Source organism: Marinomonas phycocola (assembly GCF_047525455.1).
Classification (GTDB): domain Bacteria; phylum Pseudomonadota; class Gammaproteobacteria; order Pseudomonadales; family Marinomonadaceae; genus Marinomonas.
The window spans coordinates 1-17,078 of record NZ_JBLIXL010000004.1 but is presented as its reverse complement, the minus strand read 5'-3'; the positions used below and the strand labels follow the sequence as shown (position 1 = coordinate 17,078).

At 41.6% G+C, this 17,078-nt stretch carries 17 protein-coding genes; 13 read left to right on the top strand and 4 right to left on the bottom strand.

Features of this window, described 5'->3' with window-relative positions; genetic code table 11:
• The first annotated feature begins 48 nt into the window (after positions 1 to 48).
• Both ACMUMJ_RS04205 and ACMUMJ_RS04200 read left to right on the top strand, forming a co-directional pair.
• Positions 49 to 1,158 carry a 1-acyl-sn-glycerol-3-phosphate acyltransferase gene (locus tag ACMUMJ_RS04205; RefSeq protein ID WP_414677549.1) on the top strand — a complete coding sequence of 370 codons (1,110 nt, stop codon included), beginning with the start codon at positions 49 to 51 and terminating at the stop codon, positions 1,156 to 1,158.
• 19 nt (positions 1,159 to 1,177) lie between these two features.
• On the top strand, positions 1,178 to 1,918 hold the full coding sequence (locus ACMUMJ_RS04200; protein WP_414677548.1) for a lysophospholipid acyltransferase family protein: 741 nt from the start codon (positions 1,178 to 1,180) through the stop codon (positions 1,916 to 1,918).
• Between the two features lie 86 nt (positions 1,919 to 2,004).
• Here ACMUMJ_RS04200 and fabB read toward each other — a convergent pair whose 3' ends face one another.
• The 3 genes from fabB to ACMUMJ_RS04185 all read right to left on the bottom strand — a co-directional run bounded on the left by fabB (position 2,005) and on the right by ACMUMJ_RS04185 (position 5,075).
• Entirely contained in the window at positions 2,005 to 3,222 is a 1,218-nt protein-coding gene (fabB, locus tag ACMUMJ_RS04195; protein WP_414677547.1) for a beta-ketoacyl-ACP synthase I, read from the bottom strand.
• Between the two features lie 29 nt (positions 3,223 to 3,251).
• Complete coding sequence (gene fabA / locus ACMUMJ_RS04190; protein WP_414677546.1) at positions 3,252 to 3,767, bottom strand: bifunctional 3-hydroxydecanoyl-ACP dehydratase/trans-2-decenoyl-ACP isomerase; 516 nt, start codon at positions 3,765 to 3,767, stop codon at positions 3,252 to 3,254.
• Between the two features lie 318 nt (positions 3,768 to 4,085).
• Positions 4,086 to 5,075, bottom strand: a complete 990-nt coding sequence (locus tag ACMUMJ_RS04185; RefSeq protein WP_414677545.1) for a polyprenyl synthetase family protein — start codon at positions 5,073 to 5,075, stop codon at positions 4,086 to 4,088.
• 294 nt (positions 5,076 to 5,369) lie between these two features.
• Here ACMUMJ_RS04185 and rplU point away from each other — a divergent pair, with 294 nt between their 5' ends.
• The 5 genes from rplU to ACMUMJ_RS04160 all read left to right on the top strand — a co-directional run bounded on the left by rplU (position 5,370) and on the right by ACMUMJ_RS04160 (position 8,832).
• A complete protein-coding gene (gene rplU / locus ACMUMJ_RS04180; protein ID WP_414677544.1) occupies positions 5,370 to 5,678 on the top strand; it encodes a 50S ribosomal protein L21 in 309 nt (102 codons plus the stop codon).
• A 33-nt stretch (positions 5,679 to 5,711) separates the two neighbouring features.
• Entirely contained in the window at positions 5,712 to 5,969 is a 258-nt protein-coding gene (gene rpmA / locus ACMUMJ_RS04175) for a 50S ribosomal protein L27 (RefSeq protein WP_414677543.1), read from the top strand.
• 123 nt (positions 5,970 to 6,092) lie between these two features.
• The gene (gene cgtA / locus ACMUMJ_RS04170; protein ID WP_414677542.1) at positions 6,093 to 7,286 is read left to right on the top strand and encodes an Obg family GTPase CgtA; all 1,194 of its coding nucleotides are present in this window, start codon (positions 6,093 to 6,095) and stop codon (positions 7,284 to 7,286) included.
• 39 nt (positions 7,287 to 7,325) lie between these two features.
• Entirely contained in the window at positions 7,326 to 8,450 is a 1,125-nt protein-coding gene (gene proB / locus ACMUMJ_RS04165) for a glutamate 5-kinase (protein ID WP_414677541.1), read from the top strand.
• 130 nt (positions 8,451 to 8,580) lie between these two features.
• Complete coding sequence (locus ACMUMJ_RS04160) at positions 8,581 to 8,832, top strand: diacylglycerol kinase (RefSeq protein WP_414677540.1); 252 nt, start codon at positions 8,581 to 8,583, stop codon at positions 8,830 to 8,832.
• Between the two features lie 60 nt (positions 8,833 to 8,892).
• On the opposite strand, the gene rpsT is transcribed toward ACMUMJ_RS04160, so the two are convergent.
• On the bottom strand, positions 8,893 to 9,156 hold the full coding sequence (gene rpsT, locus ACMUMJ_RS04155; protein WP_414677539.1) for a 30S ribosomal protein S20: 264 nt from the start codon (positions 9,154 to 9,156) through the stop codon (positions 8,893 to 8,895).
• A gap of 222 nt (positions 9,157 to 9,378) precedes the next feature.
• Between rpsT and murJ the strand changes: the two genes are divergently transcribed.
• The 6 genes from murJ (at position 9,379) to ispH (ending at position 16,692) form a co-directional block, all read left to right on the top strand.
• Complete coding sequence (murJ, locus tag ACMUMJ_RS04150; protein ID WP_414677538.1) at positions 9,379 to 10,941, top strand: murein biosynthesis integral membrane protein MurJ; 1,563 nt, start codon at positions 9,379 to 9,381, stop codon at positions 10,939 to 10,941.
• An 85-nt stretch (positions 10,942 to 11,026) separates the two neighbouring features.
• A complete protein-coding gene (gene ribF / locus ACMUMJ_RS04145; RefSeq protein ID WP_414677537.1) occupies positions 11,027 to 11,953 on the top strand; it encodes a bifunctional riboflavin kinase/FAD synthetase in 927 nt (308 codons plus the stop codon).
• Positions 11,954 to 11,987: 34 nt separating this feature from the next.
• On the top strand, positions 11,988 to 14,810 hold the full coding sequence (gene ileS, locus ACMUMJ_RS04140; RefSeq protein WP_414677536.1) for an isoleucine--tRNA ligase: 2,823 nt from the start codon (positions 11,988 to 11,990) through the stop codon (positions 14,808 to 14,810).
• On the top strand, positions 14,810 to 15,307 hold the full coding sequence (lspA, locus tag ACMUMJ_RS04135; RefSeq protein WP_414677535.1) for a signal peptidase II: 498 nt from the start codon (positions 14,810 to 14,812) through the stop codon (positions 15,305 to 15,307). The genes ileS and lspA overlap by 1 nt, the downstream gene beginning before the upstream one ends.
• A gap of 6 nt (positions 15,308 to 15,313) precedes the next feature.
• A complete protein-coding gene (locus tag ACMUMJ_RS04130; protein WP_414677534.1) occupies positions 15,314 to 15,745 on the top strand; it encodes an FKBP-type peptidyl-prolyl cis-trans isomerase in 432 nt (143 codons plus the stop codon).
• Positions 15,742 to 16,692, top strand: a complete 951-nt coding sequence (gene ispH / locus ACMUMJ_RS04125; protein WP_414677533.1) for a 4-hydroxy-3-methylbut-2-enyl diphosphate reductase — start codon at positions 15,742 to 15,744, stop codon at positions 16,690 to 16,692. The genes ACMUMJ_RS04130 and ispH overlap by 4 nt, the downstream gene beginning before the upstream one ends.
• The last annotated feature ends 386 nt before the right edge of the window (positions 16,693 to 17,078 follow it).

Genomic DNA, 17,078 nt, shown 5'->3' with positions numbered 1-17,078 from the left:
GGCCATTATCGTTATAATGGCTTTTAACAAAACGCAATGGATAATTGAATGGATCAGTTTCATGATATTCGCCCCTATAACGATGACGAAGTTGTAGGGGTATTAGAGAATTTAATCAATACCCCCGATTTTATTAGTACAATTATTGGTTTTCGGTTTCCTTCATGTCCTGCATTTTTACAGACACCATTATCATGGGTTGTTAAATGGGTGCTAAGACGTCAGGTTGCAAATATTAATGGTGTGGATGACCTACAAATACGCACTGCCAGTTACATGGCTCGTATGATTAAAACAACGACGACAAATGTTGAATATAGAGGGGTTGAAAAGTTAAGAAAAGGCACGGGTTATCTTTTCATTTCAAATCATCGCGACATCGCAATGGACCCAGCTTTTGTAAATTATGGCTTGTTTATGGCAGGAATAGACACAGTACGTGTTGCTATTGGGGACAACCTCTTGCGCCGTCCTTTCGTTTCGGACTTAATGAGGTTAAACAAAAGTTTTATTGTTAAGCGTTCTGTAGCGGGTGTTCGTGAAATGATGCTGGCTTTTGGTCAATTGTCTGATTATATCAATCACTCTATTACTCAAGAAAACTGTAATATTTGGATTGCTCAAAAAGAGGGTCGAGCGAAAGATGGGCTGGATAAAACAGATCCAGCGATTATCAAAATGTTTTACATGAGCAAAAAGAAAAAAAGCTCTTTTCCTGATGCCATGAAAGAGTTGAACATTGTCCCTGTTTCTATTTCTTATGAATATGACCCTTGTGCGTTAGATAAAGCGGCTGAATTGGTTGAAAAATCAACAACAGGAGAATATGAAAAAGCGGAATTTGAAGACATTGATAGTATTAAAAATGGCATAGTTGGTCAGAAAGGAAACGTTGTTGTGACGTTTGGTGATGTACTGACGGACGGTTATGATACTCCTGATGAATTGGTTGCAGAAATTGATAGGCAAATTATTGAAAATTATGCAATTCATTCAACAAATAAAGCAGCAGCGGCTTTGCTAGATTCTCAAAATCCTACAGACCCAGATTTTTCTGAGTATATGAAAAGTTGCCCAGAAAGTTTGCGTAAAACAGTATTAACTATGTATGCAAACCCTTTAATACAACAACTAAAGCAAAATACAATTAAAGAATAGATCTAAAAGGAGAGGTTTAATGAATGGGCTTCGGTCTTTAAGAGGAGTGATAGGCTCTATTTTATTTGGCATTTGCTATGTGGTGCTTACGATTCTATCTGGTGTGGTATCACCACCCATTGCTTTGTTATTTAAGCCGAAAAACCGACAGCTTGTCTTGAATGTGCATAACTTTATCTTGTTGGCCTTATTTAAGCTTTTTTGCGGTGTTACGATTCGCGTTCAAGGCCGTGAGAATTTAACCAAGGGTAAACCTGTTATTCTGGTAGCTAATCATCAATGTGAGTGGGAAACTTATTTTTTACAAGTATTGGTGACACCGTTATCAACGGTATTAAAAAAAGAGCTATTGTCTGTGCCCTTTTTTGGATGGGGGCTGCGTATGGTTCAGCCAATTGCCATCGATAGAAGTCAAAAAAGTAACGCATTAAAGCAAATACTCAAGCAAGGCAAGGAAAGAATTGAAGATGGCCGTTCAGTGTTGATTTTTCCTGAAGGAACTCGGGTTAAGGTTGGTGAAGAGAAAGCGTTTAATAAGGGAGCGGCTATGCTCGCAACGTCTTCGAATACATCTATTCAGCCTATTGTCCATAATGCTGGATATCTTTGGACGAGTAAATCGTGGAGAAAATACTCTGGAGTGATAGATGTTGTTATCGGCCCTGAAATTTCGCCTGAAGGTAAGAAGACAGGTCAGTTGCATGATGAAATGCAAGCGTGGATGAGAGCGGAGATGGCAAAGTTACCAAAAAGTAGGTAGGTCTCTACTTTATTTCATTTACTGTAAAATAAAGAAATAAAAAACCCAACATTAAGTTGGGTTTTTTATTGCGGATAGAAAAGCTTTTAGTCTTGGTATTTCTTGAATACTAAGCTGGCATTTGTGCCACCAAAGCCAAAGCTATTTGACATAATGTGGGTTAACTCAGCATTGTCTTTACGAGTTGTTACCACTGGGATATCACCAGCTGCTGGGTCAAGCTCGTCAACGTTTGCTGACGCTGTAATGAAATTATTTTCCATCATTAATAAACAATAAATTGCTTCATGTACGCCTGCAGCACCTAAAGAATGCCCAGATAATGATTTCGTAGAACTGATTAATGGAATGTCTGCTCCGAACGTCTCATTAACGGCTTGTAATTCTTTCATATCACCTGCTGGGGTACTTGTTCCATGAGTGTTGATATAGTCAACTTTGCCATCAATAGTGCTCATAGCCATTTGCATGCAGCGTACTGCGCCTTCACCAGATGGGGCTACCATGTCATAACCATCAGATGTTGCACCATAACCTACAAGTTCAGCATAGATTTTTGCTCCACGTGCTTTTGCGTGTTCCAGCTCTTCAACAACCAACATGCCGCCACCGCCAGCGATAACAAAACCATCACGGTTTGCGTCATAAGCGCGAGATGCCTTTTCTGGTGTGTCATTGTATTTAGATGAAAGTGCGCCCATCGCATCAAACATACAGGTTTGAGTCCAGCTTTCTTCTTCACCGCCACCTGCAAATACAATGTCTTGTTTGCCCAGTTGAATAAGTTCCATTGCATTACCAATACAATGAGCACTGGTTGAGCAGGCTGAAGTAATTGAGTAGTTAACGCCTTTAATTTTAAACGGAGTAGCTAGGCAGGCAGAAACGGTACTTCCCATTGTTTGAGTTACACGGTATGGGCCAACACGTTTAACGCCTTTCGCACGTAATGTATCAGCAGAATCTACTAAGTTTTGTGCGGATGCACCACCGGAACCTGCAATTAAGCCTGTTTTGATGTTAGAGACTTGGTCTTCAGTAAGACCAGAGTCCAGAATAGCTTGTTGCATAGAGACGTATGCGTAAGTCGCAGCAGGTCCCATGAAACGGCGTGTTTTACGGTCAATTAGATTATCTGAATCTAAATCAACACGACCACAAACGTGGCTGCGAAAGCCCATTTCTTTATAGTCTTCGGCAAATCGAATACCAGATTTGCCTTCCAATAATGAGTTAAGAACGCTGTTCTTGTCATTGCCAAGACAGCTTACGATACCAAGACCAGTTACAACTACGCGACGCATAGAAAGTGCCTCTCTATTCTTTATCTTTTTTAGAAGTTTTCAGTGGAGGTAAATAAACCAACACGTAAGTCTGTTGCGGTATAAATGACTCGACCGTCAACAGCAACCGTTCCATCAGCAATACCCATAACGAGCCTGCGTTCAATTACTCGTTTTAACTGAATGTTAAAAGTAACTTTTTTTGCAGTTGGAAGAATTTGACCTGTAAATCTAACCTCGCCGCAGCCTAGTGCACGACCTCTGCCTTTATTACCTTTCCAGCCAAGGAAAAATCCAACAAGCTGCCACATTGCATCTAAGCCTAAGCAGCCTGGCATGACTGGATCACTTGGGAAATGACAGTCGAAGAACCAAAGATCTGGGGAGATATCAAGCTCAGCATGGATCTCTCCTTTTCCGTGTTCACCGCCTTCAGCAGTAATGTTAGTAATACGATCCATCATCAACATGTTACCGACAGGTAATCTTGCGTTACCGTCGCCAAACATTTCTCCGTAACCGCATTTTAATAATTCGTCTTTTTCAAACGATGAAGGTGTAGTCATTGTAATCCTATTCCCCTTAGCTATATGGTGTGACTTTAACGTACACCGCTATGGTCCAATTTGCGTTTTTAAAATTTGCCAAATTATATCGGTTCAAGCTGGTAATATGAACGTTTGTATGGAAAAAAACCAACTTAGCATATAAAAAGCCATAAAAACACTTAACAAGCTCGACTCTTGGGTGTTTTACAAATGTTTTTTTATACAACTTGATTGCTTGATATTAAATTTGATTATAATTCGATGGTGTGCTTTACCAACAAATTACAGTGAAAGTGTTTCTCGTCGCTCTCACCGTAATTGAGGCTATTTTTATTGCTAAGACTTCCTTTTGACTGATGCTTTAGCAAGTTCAATTAAGGCTGTTTTGTAAGTGCTTTCAGGTAAATGGGCAATTGCATTACACGCAAGAGTGGCTTGCTCTTCGGCTTTCTTTTGAGTGTATTCTATAGCGCCAGATTCAGAAACGTCTTTTATAATTTGTTCCATATGTTCTAATCCACCATTAATAATGGCTTCTTTAACACGGTGCTTGGCCGCATCTGAGCCGTACTTCATAACATGGATCAACGGAAGTGTTGGTTTGCCTTCGGCTAGGTCATCGCCAACACTCTTGCCCATTTCTTCCGCTGTACTTGTGTAATCCATGACATCGTCGATGAGTTGGAAAGCCGTTCCGACATGCATGCCATATTTTGCCATTGCACTACTGTCTTGTTCGGAGGCCTGAGCTATAACAGCACCACATAAAGCGGCGCCTTCAAACAGCTTTGCTGTTTTGTATTGGATTACTTTTAGATAGCTTTCTTCCGTTGTGTTAGGGTCGCCACAGTTTATTAACTGTTGAACTTCACCTTCAGAAATAATATTGGTGGTTTCAGACAGTATTTGCATACAGCGCATACTGCCGACTTCGACCATGATTTGGAACGCGCGAGAATATAGAAAATCACCAACAAGGACGCTAGGAGCATTGCCCCATTCTTCATTGGCTGTTTTTTTTCCACGTCGCATATCCGACTCATCCACAACATCATCATGTAGAAGTGTTGCTGTGTGGATAAATTCGATAATTGTTGCCAACCGAATCATATTGTTATTATTAGTGTTTTTTTCTGGCTCTTTGTAGCCGCACGCCCTTGCGGACAGTAAGACCATTAGTGGTCTTAAGCGTTTGCCACCATTACTAATAATGTAATAGCCAATTTGCTCAATAAGAGGAATGTCGCTTTTTAATTGCGATAAGATGTGTGTATTGACGTTGGCAAATTCATTAGCAACAACATCATGGATTGGGTTGGATTGCATGCAGTTTCCGAAAATTAGTAGTCTTAGGCTGACCCATAAGTTGACTCATGCTAGGTAAGTGAGGGCTTTTGGTCAACCCATAGATGAAAATTCCCACATCATTAGGCTTTTTGCTTGTTAAATACGCTTCATTATCGTACAATTCTGCGTCCGATTTATCCACATTTTGCTCCCTATCATATGGTAATCTAATATTCGTTCTGATGAATTCCATCGAACTTGTATTGGGCCACTACCACTAGAAGTAGGTCAAATTATTCCAGTAGCCGGATAAATCTTATTGGAGAGAAAAACATGTTTGCAGTTATTAAAACTGGTGGTAAGCAATACCGCGTTAAAGAAGGCCAAGTCCTTAAAATTGAAAAATTGGATGTTGAAGCAGGTAATTCTGTTGATTTCAATGACGTATTGCTAGTAAGCAATGGCGATGATGTTAAAATCGGTGCGCCTGTTGTTGATGGTGCATTAGTAACTGCTGAAGTTGTTGCTCATGGCCGTGGCGATAAAGTTAAGATTATTAAGTTCCGTCGTCGTAAGCATTCTATGACGCGTATGGGTCATCGTCAGTGGTTCACAGAAGTTAAAATTACTGCTATCAAATAAGCGTAATTGATTCAATATTAAGGGGTGTAAATTATGGCTCATAAGAAAGCCGGTGGTAGTACTCGTAACGGTCGCGATTCCGAGTCGAAACGATTAGGTGTTAAGCGCTTTGGTGGTCAAGTTGTTATTCCTGGTAACATTTTGGTTCGTCAACGTGGTACGCAATTCCACCCAGGTGAAGGTGTTCGTTGTGGGAAAGACCACACATTGTTCGCTGTAGCTGAAGGTCAGGTTAAGTTTGAAGTTAAAGGTAGATTGAAGCGTCGTACAGTTTCTGTAGTTGCTGCTTAAGTTTCTTTGAACTCGGAAAAGAGCTCCGCAGCAGCGGGGCTTTTTTTTTGGAAAAAAATTATATACTAGTTAACACTAGTGATTTGTTATACATCTATTGTTATACACCTAAGAGGTGACACTGTGAAATTCGTTGATGAAGCCAGTATCTATGTTCGAGCAGGCAAAGGCGGTAATGGCTGTTTAAGTTTTTGGCGCGAAAAATTTGTTGCAAAAGGCGGCCCTGATGGTGGTGATGGCGGAGATGGCGGTAGCGTTATTTTAGAAGCCGATGCCGCATTGAATACGCTGATTGACTATCGTTATACGCGAAGTTACCAAGCTGAATCTGGTGAAGGCGGTAAGGGTCGTGATATGACTGGGCCAAAAGGGGGAGATTTAATTTTAACTGTCCCTGTAGGTACAACCGTTATTGACGAAGATACAGGGGAGACCTTAGGTGATCTGACTCGTGATGGAGAGCGCTTGAAAGTTGCTCAGGGTGGCAATAAAGGGCTAGGTAATACTCGTTTTAAATCGAGTACCAACCGAGCGCCTCGACAAACAACGAAAGGCACGGAAGGGGAAGAGCGTTCTTTAAAACTTGAGCTTAAATTGTTGGCGGATGTTGGTTTGTTGGGTTTGCCTAATGCGGGTAAGTCTACTTTTATTCGTTCTGTTTCTTCGGCCAAACCAAAAGTGGCAGATTACCCTTTTACTACCTTGGTGCCTAATTTGGGTGTGGTAAAAGTTAAGAAGCATCAGAGCTTTGTGATTGCTGATATTCCAGGGATTATTGAAGGCGCTGCAGATGGTGCTGGCCTGGGAATTCGCTTTTTGAAGCATTTAGTTCGTAACCGGGTGTTGTTGCATTTAGTTGATTTGGCTCCTTGGGATGATATTACGCCTGCAGAAGCCGCTGTTATTGCTGTTAATGAGTTGCATCAATTTAGCCCTACTTTGGGGGGGCGAGAGCGTTGGTTGGTTTTGAATAAGATCGACATGGTGCCAGAAGATGAGTTGGAAGAACGTTGTCAGTCTGTTATTGATGCGCTGGGTTGGGAAGGCCCAACATATAGAGTGTCTGCTATTTCTGGAGAAGGAACGCAAGTTCTTTGTTTGGATTTGATGACAGCGCTTGATGAAAGACGCTTGTTATTGAAAGATGATGCTGAGGCTCGAGAGGCTGAAGAAGAGATGCGTCAGAAAATTGACGAAGAAGGTCGAGAGCGTATTCAACTATATCGTGCAAATAAAAGGGCGGAAGCTCAAGGCGATATGGATGATGACGATTTTGATGATGATGACTACGACGTGGAAGTTGAATACGTTAAATAGTGTTCTTGTTCTGCGTAATTAAGTGGGGAAGCCAATACCATGGATATCCGAAATAAAATAGCGCAAGCTCAGAGAATTGTTGTGAAGATAGGGAGTGCTTTACTGACAAATGATGGACAGGGCCTGGATATAGAAAATATTGGAAAGTGGGTTGAGCAAATTGCTCACCTGCGTGAATCGGGTAAGGAAGTGGTGTTGGTTTCCTCTGGCTCTATCGCTGCAGGGATGACTCGGTTGGGTTTTACTACTCGCCCTAAGCAAGTGAATGAATTGCAAGCTGCGGCGGCGCTAGGGCAAATGAAGTTGGTGGGTTTGTATGAATCTCACTTTGTAAGGCATGGCTTGCACACGGCTCAAATTTTGTTAACACATGATGATCTTTCTAATCGTCGTCGTTATCTCAATGCTCGATCAGCCTTAAGAACTTTATTGTCTTTTGGCGTTGTTCCGATTGTTAATGAAAATGACACCGTTGTAACGGATGAAATTCGTTTCGGTGATAACGATACGCTTGGCGCGTTAGTGGCGAATTTAGTGGAAGCGGATGTGCTTATTATTTTGACAGACCAGCTGGGCTTGTTTGATAAAAACCCTAGAGATCATGAAGATGCCGAATTGATTTCTCATGCGTTTGCTTCCGATGAGCGTTTAGAGAGCATGGCTAGCGGTGGTGCGGGTACTTTAGGTAGTGGTGGCATGCTGACAAAGGTGCGTGCTGCTCATTTAGCTGCTCGGTCAGGTGCGGATACCTTGATAGCTTCAGGAAGAGAAGAAGACGTTATTTCTCGAGTCGTATCTGGGGAGATAATTGGGACGTGGCTGCAACCGGAGTATGGGCGAATGGCTGCTCGCAAGCAGTGGTTGGCTGGGCATTTGAAGAGTCGAGGGGATTTGGTCTTAGATGCGGGTGCAGTTAAGGCATTGCGCTCTGGAGGAAAAAGTCTTTTGCCTGTTGGGGTGAAAGATGCTGAAGGTAGTTTTTCTCGAGGTGATATGGTTCGTTGCGTCGATGAATCTGGCGTTCTTATTGCTCGAGGTCTTATTAATTATGGTGTCGCAGAGACGTTAAAGTTGCTAGGCCGCCCTTCTGTGGAGATTGGTTCCATTTTAGGTTATGAAGGTGAGTCCGAATTAATTCATTGTGATGATTTGGTGGTTGTGTAGTCAAGTAGCATTAAAGGGGTTGTGATGGCTAAGCCTTGTCGACATGGTGTGTCTCGTATATTGTCTGCAGTTAAATACTCTTGCCAAGGGGGGTGCTCAGTAGAAGAACGAGGTGGCGTTTAGGTAGGAAGTGGTTCTTTTTATTGTTGCTGTTCCTTTGGCTCTATGGTTGGGTGAGTCTAGAGTTGAGCAGGTATTGATGATTTTTTCTGTTGCATTGGCTGTGATTGTTGAAGTGTTCAGCTCAAGCGTTGAGGCGGTTGTGGATCGCATTAGTAATGAGCATCATGAATTGTCCGGTAGGGCTAAAGATTTGGACTCTGTGTCAGTGATGTTGTCTTTGTTGTTGGCGACGTTTGTTTGGGGAATGTTGCTTTTCTGATGTGCTGGCGAAATGTAAGCTATAAAAAAACCGGCATAGGCCGGTTTTTTTACGGTCAAATTAAGCGATGGCTTTGATTTGAGCGTTTAAACGGCTCTTATGGCGAGCTGTTTTATTTTTGTGATAAAGACCTTTAGTGGCCGCTTTATCCAATTGAGAGGTTGCTACAACATAAGCTGCTTGAGCTTCTTCTTTGTTGCCTGCTTTGATAGCTGCATCTACTTTTTTCAAGTAAGTGCGCACCATTGAGCGTAGGCCACCATTGTGAGCGCGACGTTTGATCGCCTGGCGCGCACGTTTTTTTGAACCGGCGGAATTTGCCACGGTTGGCTCCTTAAATTCGAAAATGAAACGATACAACAATGCGTTGTTTCGTGAAATGAATGTCAAGTGTAACTTGAAAATCTCGCGGCAAATTTTACCAGCTTTTGATCACACCACAACCCCAAACTGTAAATTATTCGATCAATATTACCTCTTTTTTCTTATTCTCTTACGATAATGGGTGTTATTCTTGCGGTTTTTCCGTAAAGGGTAGATTTTTTAATGCGACGAGAACCAAAATCAATTAAAAACGCATCATCTGCTTTGCTACGATCTGGCGTGATTGTTTCTATCTGTACGTTTTTGTCACGTATTTTAGGCTTGGTGAGAGACGCGTCTTTGGCGTTTGTTTTAGGGGCCAGTGGAAGTGCCGATGCCTTTTATGTGGCGTTTAAAATCCCTAATTTTTTTCGCAGATTATTTGCTGAAGGTGCCTTTTCTCAGGCGTTTGTTCCCGTATTGAGTAATTATAAGGTAAACCGAGAATACGAAGAAGTTAGAGCGCTTGTCGCTGCTGTGACTGGGTCGTTAGGGTTAATTCTGCTGTTAATGACAGTGCTTTTTATGTTGGGTGCGCCTTGGATTATTCAGGTTTTTGCCCCTGGTTTTTCTGATAATGCGGCTCAAATGGAATTGGGTGCAGAGTTGCTGGCGATAACGTTTCCTTATTTAATGTTTATTTCTTTAACTGCTTTGGCGGGAGGAATATTGAACAGCTATGGTGAATACGCAGTTCCTGCAATAACCCCAATATTTCTGAATTTGTCGCTGATTATTGCAACGCTTTTTTTTGCTATAGAGGCACATGATAAGGAAGAGGTTGTTGCGTGGGGCGTCTTTGCTGCTGGTATCATTCAGCTATTGTTTCAGATGCCCTTTCTAGCAAAGCTTAAATTGTTGCCAATGCCTACGGTGAACTTTTTCCATCCAGGTGTTAAGAAAATTTTGACATTAATGCTGCCTGCATTATTTGGTGTTTCTGTCAGCCAAATTAATTTATTACTGGATACGGTTTTAGCGTCATTTTTGAAAACAGGGAGCATTACATGGTTGTATTTGTCTGATCGTTTATATGAGTTACCTCTTGGTGTTTTTGCAATAGCAATTAGTACTGTTATATTGCCATCTTTATCTCGTAGCTTTTCGAGTGGGGAGGCGGGTAAATTTGTAAAAACGTTAGATTGGGGGGTAAGAATTATATTTTTTATTGCTTTACCGTCTTCAATAGCCTTGTTCTTTCTTGCTGAACCTTTGATCGCGACAATATTTTATCGTGGTGAACTTACTGAAAATGATGTTTTTATGGCTGCTCAAAGTTTGCAGGCTTATTCGTTGGGCTTGTTGTTTATGATGTTAATAAAGGTGTTTGCCCCTGGTTATTATGCTCGGCAAGATACTAAAACCCCCGTTCGTATTGGAATCATTGCCATGGTTGCTAATATGATTTTGAATGTGTTGCTTGTTGGGTCAATGGGTCATGTGGGGTTGGCATTGGCAACGTCCGTTTCATCTGCATTGAATGCCTTCTTGCTTTGGCGCGGTTTGCATCTTCAGGGGCATCACAAATTCTCAATAGAATGGCGGAAAATGCTCAGAGTGACCTGTTCAGGTTTATTCGTCCTTATTGCTTGTCTAGTCTGGCTTAACCAACAAGGTATTGCATGGACTTTGTTGTCTGACATTGAGCGAATCATGTATTTGTTTATTGTGGTTGTAGGTGGTGTAGCGGCTTACATAATCGGTGCAGGGCTTTTAGGTTTTCGCTTGAAAATGTTGAGAGTCTAATGTTCGAGCCTACCGCGGAAAGTAGAACTGCTATATAATCCCAATATTTTTCGGTAGAAAATAACTTTGCTTTACATGAGGCTCTATGGAGTTAATTAGAGGTATTCATAATATACGTTTGCACCATCAAAAGTGTGTGCTCACAATTGGTAATTTTGACGGAGTTCATATTGGTCATCAAGCCATATTGTCTCGTGTTAGATTCTTGGCATGTCATTACAATGTGCCATCTTGCATTATGATTTTTGAACCTCAACCCAGAGAGTTTTTTTCTAAAGGAAAAGCGCCAGCTCGAATTTCACGATTGAGAGATAAAGTGAGGCTCTTAGAGGGGCAGGGTATTGATTATGTCTTAGTCATGCCATTCAATAAAAGATTACAGCAACTGAATGCAAATGATTTTTGCCGTTCGATATTAACGGGGGGGTTGCAAGTCCGCCATTTAGTAGTTGGAGATGATTTTCGTTTTGGTTGTGATCGTCAGGGTGATTTTCAGTATTTACATCAGTTTGGTGCCGAAAGTGACTTTGTTGTGGAAAATACAATTTCGGTTGTGACGAAGAGCCAAGAGCGTGTAAGCAGTTCATTAATTCGAGCCTTACTTGCTGACGGTAAAGTGTCTCAGGCGGCACAGGCTTTAGGGCACGCTGTTGAATTGTCTGGCCGCGTTGTTTACGGTAAGCAATTAGGCAGAACGATCGGCTTTCCTACTGCTAACGTGTATTTGAAAATGGCCAAACCGGCCTTGACGGGTGTGTATGCCGTTGTGCTCACACATAAGGGTATTGATTATCCTTCTATAGCAAACGTAGGGACTCGACCTACAGTAGACGGCATATCAACCAAACTGGAAGTGAACATATTTGATTTTGATGGTGATTTGTACGGCGAGTATGTCAATGTACGCTTCTGCCAATTTATACGAGAAGAACGAAAAATGTCTGGCTTGGAAGAGTTAGAGGCACAAATTCAATTAGATAAAGAAAAAGCGCAACGCTATTTTATTAATTAGTGAACGATGATCTTTGAGGATAAATCGAAAAACCATGAGTGATTATAAAGCAACACTGAATTTGCCAGAAACAAGTTTCCCTATGAGAGGGGATTTGGCAAAACGTGAGCCTGTTATGCTAAAGCGTTGGCAGGAACTAGATCTATATAATAAAGTTCGTGAAGTGACTAAAGGTAGAAAGCCTTTTATTCTTCATGATGGTCCTCCATATGCAAATGGTAATATTCATATTGGACACGCAGTAAATAAAATCCTCAAAGATATTATTGTTAAATCAAAAACAGTAAGTGGTTTTGATGCGCCTTATGTTCCTGGCTGGGATTGTCATGGTTTACCGATTGAGCATAAGGTTGAGCAGTTAATTGGTAAAGCCGGTACTAAAGTTTCATATAAAGAGTTCCGTGCAAAATGCCGTGAATACGCTCTTTCTCAAGTTGCTGGTCAGAAAAAAGATTTTATTCGTCTTGGCATTTCTGGTGATTGGGAAAAGCCTTACCTTACAATGAACTTCCAAACAGAAGCCAACATTGTCCGCGCTCTTGGTGAAATTGCTAAAAATGGACACTTAGTAAAAGGGTTCAAACCTGTTTATTGGAGTGTTGTTGGTGGTTCGGCCTTGGCAGAAGCGGAAGTTGAGTATCAAGATAAAACATCACTTTCTCTAGATGTTCGTTATGTTGCTGTTGATCAAGATGAGTTCATTGCGAAGTTTGATAATGCTCAAGGTGAAGGTCAAGTATCAGTCGTAATTTGGACGACAACACCTTGGACTTTACCAGCAAGCCAAGCGGTCTCTGTTCACGCGGAATTCAACTATGTTTTGGTTGAACTGGATATGGGCGCAGGAAAAGAGCGTTTCGTTGTTGCTGAAGACATGGTTGAATCAATCATGACTCGTTATGGTGTTGCAGAATACCGTGTTGTTGGGCGTTGTGTTGGTGCGGATCTTGATAAAACATTATTACAGCACCCTTTTCTTGAAAAACAGCTGCCTATTATTCTTGGTGAACATGTTACCACGGATGCTGGTACGGGGGCGGTACATACTGCTCCAGATCACGGTGTAGATGATTTTAACGTAGGTCGTGATAATGGTCTTGGAACATTAAACCTAGTACAAGATAACGGTGTTTATGGTGAAGCAGCTGGTGAATTCGCTGGTTTACATGTTTACAAAGTTGATGGACCTGTTCTAGAAACGTTAGAAAAGCACAATACCTTGGTAAAACAAGACAAAATTTTCCATAGCTACCCTCATTGCTGGAGAACCAAAACGCCTTTGATTTATCGTGCGACGCCTCAGTGGTTTATTAGCATGACAGAAAAAGGCCTTTTGGATGCCGCTAAAAACGCCGTTGAAGGTGTGAAGTGGGTCCCTAGTTGGGGGCAAAATCGCATGGAAGGTATGTTAGGAAATAGCCCAGATTGGTGTGTGTCTCGACAGCGAACATGGGGGGTGCCGATTGCGTTATTCATCGATAAAGAAACACAAGAACTTCACCCAGAAACGCCGCGCCTTATTGAAGAAGTTGCGAAACGTATTGAAGTAGAAGGTATTGACGCGTGGTTTGATTTGGATGCCGCTGAGTTATTGGGTGATGACGCGGATAAATACAGTAAAGTAACGGATACATTGGATGTATGGTTCGACTCTGGTGTCACTCACTATTCCGTGATTGATCAGCGTGATGAGCTAAGTTTTCCTGCTGATTTATATTTAGAGGGGTCGGATCAGCATCGTGGTTGGTTCCAATCTTCTTTGAAAACATCGATAGCGATACGTGGAGTTCCGCCTTATAAACAAGTACTCACACATGGCTTTACTGTCGACGGCGATGGCCGCAAAATGTCAAAATCATTAGGGAATGTATTGTCCCCTCAAAAAGTGATGGACACATTAGGTGCTGATATTATCCGCTTGTGGGTTGCTGCAACTGATTACACTACCGAAATGACCGTGTCCGATGAGATTTTAAAACGTGTCGCGGATTCATATCGTCGTATTCGTAATACTGCTCGATTCATGTTGTCTAATTTGACTGGCTTTGACCCTGCTGTACATATTGTTGCTCCAGAGGATATGGTTGCATTAGATCGATGGATTGTAGATAGAGCGGCTAAGTTACAGCGAGAGCTGGATACGGCCTATAACGAATATCAATTTCACACGGTAAATCAAAAAATTCAAAACTTCTGTTCTGTTGAATTGGGTAGCTTTTATTTAGATATTGTTAAAGACCGTCAATACACAACACAAGAGAACAGTCTTGCACGTCGTTCAGCGCAAACAGCTTTGTACCATATCGTAGAAGCCTTCTCTCGTTGGATTGCCCCTGTGTTGAGTTTCACTGCTGATGAACTTTGGCAGGTTCTTCCTGGTGAGCGTGGTGAATCCGTGTTCCTTGAAACTTGGTATGAAGGGTTAACAGAGCTTCCTGAAGACACTCGGTTTGATCACGGTTTCTGGTCTATAGTTCAATCAGCAAAAGAATCTGTAAACAAAGTGCTTGAACAAAATCGTAGTGAAGGGAAAATCAAAGCTTCTCTCGGTACAGCATTGCACTTGTATTGTGATGGCGCTTTAAAAGATATCTTAGTGTCATTATCGGAAGAGTTACGCTTTATTTTGATTGCTTCAAAAGTGACAGTCTTGCCTTTATCTGAAGCGCCTGAGGATGCAGCCATGACTGATATAGATAATCTGAAAGTAAGTGTTGCATTAAGTGAACATGCTAAATGTGTCCGTTGTTGGCATCACCGTGAAGAAGTTGGTACGCGTGAGGCGCACCCTGAACTGTGCGATCGTTGTATTTCCAACTTACCAGATGGAGAGGGTGAGAAGCGCCTTTACGCATAATGATTTCAATAAGTGCGTTTAAACAAGCTCAGCGCTGGTGGGCGCTGGCTTGCATTTTAATTATATTGGATTGGCTTACGAAGCAGTGGGCCAATACAAGTTTGTATTATGGGCAAGAGGTTCCTCTCTTGCCTTTCTTTGACTTAACGCTTCGCTATAACACTGGGGCGGCATTTAGTTTTCTCGCCCAAGAAAGTGGCTGGCAGCGTTGGTTTTTTGCTGTGATTGCAATTGCGGTAAGTGTCGGTATTGGCTGGCGATTAATGAAAATTGGAAATGAGAATCGTTGGGAGTCTTTGTCTCTAGCGTTAATTTTAGGTGGAGCACTAGGTAATTTATATGATCGACTTGTCTATGGTCATGTAATCGATTTTATTCAAATTCATTGGCAACAAAGTTGGTACTTTCCTGCGTTTAATATAGCCGACAGTGCGATATCAATCGGAGTTGTTGTTATGTTGTTAGAAGGCTTCTTAAATAAGAAGAGCGATGAGTAACGAAATATGAGCCAAATTACAGAAAATAGTAATATTACATTGCACTTCGAATTGTCATTGGACGATGGTCAAATCGTTGATTCTACTTTCGATAAGGCACCAGCACAGTTTAATTATGGTGATGGAAACTTACTGCCTGCTTTTGAAGAAGCGTTGTTAGGGTTAGAAGAAGGGCAGAAGGCCTCATTTAATATGTCCCCTGAAAAGTCGTTTGGAATGAGAAATCCAAGTAATATTCAGCGAATGTCTCGCAGTCAATTTTCAATTGATATTGAAGAAGGCATGATTGTTTCTTTTGCCGACGTTGGAAAAAATGAGCTGCCGGGCGTCATTTCGGTTATTGGTGAAAAGGATGTTGAAGTTGATTTCAACCATCCTTTAGCCGGGCGGGACCTCGTCTTTAAAGTGGAAATTTTAAAAATAGGTAGTAGTGAATGAGCTTTACGATTCAATTAGCAAATCCTAGAGGCTTTTGTGCTGGTGTAGATCGAGCGATTGATATTGTAAATCGTTGTTTGGATTTATTCGAAGCACCAATTTATGTGCGTCATGAAGTGGTTCATAATAAATTTGTGGTGGCTACACTCAAAGCTCGAGGTGCTGTTTTTGTTGAAGAGCTTGATCAGGTTCCTGATGATAATATAGTTATTTTTAGTGCGCATGGAGTTTCACAAACGGTTCGTGCTGAAGCGGGTCGTCGTGGCTTGAAAGTGTTCGATGCTACCTGTCCATTGGTTACTAAGGTTCACCTTGAAGTTGTGCGATTTTCAAAGGATGGAATGGAATGTGTATTAATTGGTCATGATGGACACCCAGAAGTTGAAGGGACGATGGGGCAGTACGATGCAAGTAATGGTGGTGCCATCTATTTAGTAGAGAGCCCGGAAGATGTGTCACAACTAAAAGTAAGCAATCCCGATGCATTGTCCTTTGTTACACAAACGACGTTATCAATGGACGATACTTCGGTTGTTATCGATGCTCTGCGTCAAAAGTTTCCTAATATTCAGGGGCCAAAAAAAGATGATATATGCTATGCAACGCAAAATCGTCAAGACGCTGTGAAAGAATTAGCTCGAGAGTCAGATTTGGTCTTAGTCGTAGGTTCGGTTAATAGTTCGAATTCAAATAGGTTAAAAGAGTTAGCTGAACGAATGGGGTCTGTTGCTTACTTAATCGATAATGCTGAGGAGATACAAGTTAGTTGGCTTGAGAGTGTAAAAAGCGTTGGTGTAACCGCTGGAGCATCGGCTCCAGAGATTTTAGTGAATCGAGTAATAGAGAGATTAAAGCAGGAAGGTGGGAACGCCCCTATAGAAATAGAAGGTCGTGAAGAGAACGTGTTCTTCTCTATGCCTAAAGAATTACGAGTCGTGAACTTATAGTGATGACGTGATTGAAAAAAGGCGCTTCGGCGCCTTTTTTGTGTCAGTGGTATGACAGTTTTGTGTGATAAGTATACGGATTGGATGTTTTTTTATCTTTTCTGGTCTTTTTCAGGAAAAACATCAGAAAAGGGTTGCACTAAATCTGTAGATCCTTAATATACGCCCTCGCTGACACGGACAAGCACTCAGAACAACGAGTCACAGTCCAACAAGAAGAAAAAACATCGTTTTGATTTTACTTTCTTGTTTCTTAGTTAGCACGCTCTTTAAAATAGTTAATCAGATAATTTGTGTGGGCGCTCGCTGGAGACTTCGAAAACATTTTGAAGTCTTACGAGAGTCTATAACACTTTCAATTCGTTCTTGTTTGTTTGATTTATCAA

Bases quoted from the DNA above. Each gene is read 5' to 3' on its own strand.
- ACMUMJ_RS04205 (WP_414677549.1), top strand. From the start codon at position 49: ATGGATCAGTTTCATGATATTCGCCCCTATAACGATGACGAAGTTGTA.
- ACMUMJ_RS04200 (WP_414677548.1), top strand. From the start codon at position 1,178: ATGAATGGGCTTCGGTCTTTAAGAGGAGTGATAGGCTCTATTTTATTT.
- fabB (WP_414677547.1), bottom strand. From the start codon at position 3,222: ATGCGTCGCGTAGTTGTAACTGGTCTTGGTATCGTAAGCTGTCTTGGC.
- fabA (WP_414677546.1), bottom strand. From the start codon at position 3,767: ATGACTACACCTTCATCGTTTGAAAAAGACGAATTATTAAAATGCGGT.
- ACMUMJ_RS04185 (WP_414677545.1), bottom strand. From the start codon at position 5,075: ATGCAATCCAACCCAATCCATGATGTTGTTGCTAATGAATTTGCCAAC.
- rplU (WP_414677544.1), top strand. From the start codon at position 5,370: ATGTTTGCAGTTATTAAAACTGGTGGTAAGCAATACCGCGTTAAAGAA.
- rpmA (WP_414677543.1), top strand. From the start codon at position 5,712: ATGGCTCATAAGAAAGCCGGTGGTAGTACTCGTAACGGTCGCGATTCC.
- proB (WP_414677541.1), top strand. From the start codon at position 7,326: ATGGATATCCGAAATAAAATAGCGCAAGCTCAGAGAATTGTTGTGAAG.
- murJ (WP_414677538.1), top strand. From the start codon at position 9,379: ATGCGACGAGAACCAAAATCAATTAAAAACGCATCATCTGCTTTGCTA.
- ribF (WP_414677537.1), top strand. From the start codon at position 11,027: ATGGAGTTAATTAGAGGTATTCATAATATACGTTTGCACCATCAAAAG.
- ileS (WP_414677536.1), top strand. From the start codon at position 11,988: ATGAGTGATTATAAAGCAACACTGAATTTGCCAGAAACAAGTTTCCCT.
- lspA (WP_414677535.1), top strand. From the start codon at position 14,810: ATGATTTCAATAAGTGCGTTTAAACAAGCTCAGCGCTGGTGGGCGCTG.
- ACMUMJ_RS04130 (WP_414677534.1), top strand. From the start codon at position 15,314: ATGAGCCAAATTACAGAAAATAGTAATATTACATTGCACTTCGAATTG.
- ispH (WP_414677533.1), top strand. From the start codon at position 15,742: ATGAGCTTTACGATTCAATTAGCAAATCCTAGAGGCTTTTGTGCTGGT.